At 36.0% G+C, this 1,558-nt stretch carries 4 protein-coding genes; 2 read left to right on the top strand and 2 right to left on the bottom strand.

The annotated features are described in order from the left end of the window. Both AC1DG9_RS26865 and AC1DG9_RS26870 read right to left on the bottom strand, forming a co-directional pair. A partial coding sequence (locus tag AC1DG9_RS26865) for a hypothetical protein (protein ID WP_477635670.1) occupies positions 1–431 on the bottom strand: 431 nt, incomplete at its 3' end. Between the two features lie 30 nt (positions 432–461). Beyond that, the gene (locus AC1DG9_RS26870; protein ID WP_477611907.1) at positions 462–884 is read right to left on the bottom strand and encodes a hypothetical protein; all 423 of its coding nucleotides are present in this window, start codon (positions 882–884) and stop codon (positions 462–464) included. 159 nt (positions 885–1,043) lie between these two features. Here AC1DG9_RS26870 and AC1DG9_RS26875 point away from each other — a divergent pair, with 159 nt between their 5' ends. Both AC1DG9_RS26875 and AC1DG9_RS26880 read left to right on the top strand, forming a co-directional pair. Further along, complete coding sequence (locus tag AC1DG9_RS26875) at positions 1,044–1,283, top strand: helix-turn-helix transcriptional regulator (RefSeq protein WP_477611908.1); 240 nt, start codon at positions 1,044–1,046, stop codon at positions 1,281–1,283. Positions 1,284–1,288: 5 nt separating this feature from the next. Beyond that, positions 1,289–1,516, top strand: coding sequence for a hypothetical protein (locus AC1DG9_RS26880; RefSeq protein ID WP_477611909.1), 228 nt, complete (start codon positions 1,289–1,291; stop codon positions 1,514–1,516). The last annotated feature ends 42 nt before the right edge of the window (positions 1,517–1,558 follow it).

Consider the following 1,558-nt stretch of genomic DNA (forward strand, 5'->3'; position numbering starts at 1 on the left):
CCTCTGTGCTGTTTGTCAACAGTTATTGATATTTTTTTCAGATCTTCTACATATTCCGGGTCCTTAAATCCAGCTGGGAAGCTACCATAAGCGTATTCATCAACTAACGGTACAAGCATAGTGTACTGACCGTTGCCCATGTCTATAAATGGAGATTCTCCTGGTTCTATTGGGTATTGCACTTCGTGTAAAGGTTTAGCGTTATTAGATGTGGTTTTACTATTTAGTTTATCTCCTTGTCCAGTTAAAAGCCAGGATGTATTAAGATCCGGAAAAGCGCTTTGAATCTTTCCAATTGTTGATGATCCGACTCCGCTTTTTATTCCGCTTACGTATCCAGAGGAAAGACCGCATTTTGTTTCAAACGCACCTTCACTAATATTTATGGACTTAAGATATTCTTTTAGCCTATTTCTTATTGGATACTCCATTTTTGCTATATTTATTCAGTGTTTTATTGTCTAACATTTGTTACTTAAATATCCTATTACCCATCCAACGACACCTAATAAAACTCCACCGATCGCTAACATCGTTTGTAACCGCTTAGCCTTAACATCATATACCCTAGCAGCGTAATCGGAAGGGAAGTATCCATTAATAAGTGCTGTTTCGCCAATTTTTGTAGTCTCTAGATAAGGGCTGCTATCTGGATTCTGTACAGGATATCCATTCTCATCTTCCAAATTTGGCATGAGTCCGTTCACTTCTAAAAATCCTTCTCTAATTAAAAACCCAATAACCCTGTCTTCGTGGATCTCATGGTTAGGGTACTGGAAAATAAGAGTTTTGATCTTTTTTGTTTCTTTGCTGCTTTTTCCCTTCTTCTTCTGAAGCAGAACTAATGTGCATCTGTCATTAAAATCCGGAATTTCACTACTCATCTTAAAATTTTATTATTGATTGTCAGGTAGTTACAAAATAACACTGAAAAAATACAGTGAAATATTTTGTATACTCTATTTATTCAGTACATTTGTATTGTTCAACTCAACAAAGATAAACATAACAATTAAAACAGCATATAGCAAATAACTACTACCATGAACCTACTAGCAAACAATTACGGTATACCGAGCTTAGATTTTGAAGTTGGTATCCTTACCAAAAGAGAAATCGAAATCGTTGAAAGATCAGTAATGATTGATAAGAATATTGCGTGGGATCTGAACATAAGCTATTACACCGTGCTGTCTCATCTGAAAAGCATCAGACAGAAAACGGGACTACAAGACAGTAAGCAGATCGTTTACTTCGGAATGAAAAAAGGGATAATAAATTAATAGATATGCAAAAAGAACATATTAGAATCGTAGCTCCTCCTGAGGATAAGTTCTCCTGGGTTAAGGAACTCCTTAAAACTCCGGTAGGTGAGAAGTTCAAATCTCCAAAGAAGTTTAAAAGCTCATTAGCATCAATAGCAAGTAGGGATGTAAAAATCTCCGAGCCAACCGCAGAGTTTTCACTTGACACGAAATCTGAACCAAAGTTCATAATCGTAAAAAGGACAGCATAAAATAAAAGTAGGGCCCTAAATCAAACTCCCCAGTTATAAATA

It is taken from the genome of Pedobacter sp. 05L430 (assembly GCF_056397585.1).